A 2,108-nucleotide genomic window follows, 5' to 3' on the forward strand; every position below is an offset into this window, starting at 1 on the left:
TCTTTTACAATTTTTCTAAGGCGGCGCAGTGTTCGGTCGTTGCGACTGCCAATCACTTTTGTCAGTAGCTTAGTTATCATTTTTCGTGAATCTCTCTTTATTCAGACCGTTCCCGATCTACTCATAATGCCTTCAGTCTCTGCCAGTTTGGAACTAAGAATACTGAGATAAATCATTTATCAAAGATATTGAGTTCAAACATCCATATTTCAAGGCTAAGTTTTGAAACAATGTGGCTTAGTGTAAGGATTTTTAATCGATACAACCATAAATAGACGTATTTGTTTGAAGCACTCTGAAGTTTTTACTTAAAGTGGTGACTGATTAGCCGATATTGCATACCGCAATATGTGTAATCCATCCAGAGCAAACTTTGCTTTTTACCTTGCTACATTGTAAAACTGAAGCTAAAGACGTTAATGTAAACTATACCTTGATAGAAAGCTGCTCTAGAATAGCTATATCTCAACAAAATTAGATTTTACCTATGCGTGATCACCGTCCAACCTCGACTGAAGATGTTATTGCTGAGTCACAGTTCAAGCAGATTCAAGAACATGCTGGAGAAATCTTACAGCTTAACCAAGCTTTGCAAGAGGTCTTACCCACGGGGACGGCCGATCATTGCCGAGTAGCGAATGTTCGTAACGGCCATCTATTGATCGATGTCTCTAGTGCCGCGATCAAAATGAAGATCGATTACGATCGCCTCATGATCCTAAATAAACTTCGTACTCAAGGCTTTGCCAAGCTGATGAGCGTTGAAGTGAGGATCAATCCTTCACTATATCGAAACCGCTTTCAACAAGACGACAGACCTAAGCGTCCACCACTAACCGAATCTGCAGCAAAGTCATTAATGACGATTGCCGACATGGCGCCACCGAAAATTCAAGAGCGTTTAAAACGATTAGCCGATATGGCAGAAAAGGAAGATCGTAAGTGAACGTTATTTCAATATGCTGAAAGCTTGAATGTTATTGATAAATCCAGGATTAAAGCCAAATAGCAAAAAACCAGGCATAAGCCTGGTTTTTTATTAATTCTAATGCCAAGTATTTACGCAAGCACCATATTTGGTTCTGCGAATGCTACTGGTGAGCCGACTTCTTCTTCGAATGTAGTCCACTCCCACGCTTCCTGATCTGCAAGAACAGCACGTAACAGTTGGTTATTTAAACCGTGGCCAGATTTAAAGGCACGGAATTCACCAATGATTGGGTGGCCACACATGTAAAGGTCACCAATCGCATCCAACACTTTGTGAGTCACAAACTCATTTTCAAAGCGTAGACCTTCTTCATTAAGAATACGGTAATCATCCAAAACGATAGCATTGTCAAAACTACCACCCAAAACTAGGTTTTGAGATTGTAGATATTCGATATCACGCATAAAGCCAAACGTACGTGCTCGAGAAATCTCACGAACAAAGCCTTTTGACGAGAAATCAAACAGCAAACGTTGCTCGTCTGATTCAATCGCTGGGTGATTAAACTCAATTTCGAAGTCCATACGGAAGCCGTTAAATGGTACAAATTCTGCCCATTTATCACCATCTTCAAAACGAACTGGCTTTTTGATGCGGATGAAGCGTTTTGGCGCATTTTGCGTTTCGATACCTGCTTGTTGTAGCAAGTATACAAATGGGCTTGCACTACCATCCATGATCGGAATTTCAGGTGCGTCTACTTCGACAACAATGTTATCGATGCCCATACCAGCAAGTGCCGCATTCAAGTGCTCAACAGTTGAAATACGCACACCTTCATCGTTTACCAATGCAGTACAAAGCATGGTGTCACGAACCGAAGCTGGATCAGCTGGAAAATCTACAGGTGGATTTACATCTGTACGACGGTAAATGATACCTGTATTTGCAGCAGCCGGGCGCAGAGTAAGTGTGACTTTACGACCAGAGTGGAGACCCACACCAGTTGTTTTCACTATTTCTTTCAGAGTACGTTGTCTGATCATCTGCTTGCCTCTCAAAAATTTGCTACAAAACACGGCCGTCTGTAACGTCGACCGTGAATGCTACCATAATTTTGAGCCATGTCAAATTTATGGGTTAAAGATTAATCAGCCTGACGACGCAAAAATGCCGG

The 2,108-nt window shown here is 41.6% G+C and carries 2 protein-coding genes; one reads left to right on the forward strand and one right to left on the reverse strand.

Going from position 1 to position 2,108, the window contains the following annotated elements; all coding sequences use genetic code 11:
• Nucleotides 1-487 precede the first annotated feature (487 nt).
• On the forward strand, nt 488-946 hold the full coding sequence (locus tag R7M72_RS24200; RefSeq protein ID WP_033906094.1) for a DUF721 domain-containing protein: 459 nt from the start codon (nt 488-490) through the stop codon (nt 944-946).
• 113 nt (nt 947-1,059) lie between these two features.
• On the opposite strand, the gene lpxC is transcribed toward R7M72_RS24200, so the two are convergent.
• Nucleotides 1,060-1,977: a UDP-3-O-acyl-N-acetylglucosamine deacetylase gene (gene lpxC / locus R7M72_RS24205; protein WP_005381871.1), complete on the reverse strand. Its 918-nt coding sequence runs from the start codon at nt 1,975-1,977 to the stop codon at nt 1,060-1,062.
• Between the last annotated feature and the right edge of the window lie 131 nt (nt 1,978-2,108).

This window comes from Vibrio sp. YT-18 (genome assembly GCF_033337345.1).
Classification (GTDB): domain Bacteria; phylum Pseudomonadota; class Gammaproteobacteria; order Enterobacterales; family Vibrionaceae; genus Vibrio; species Vibrio alginolyticus.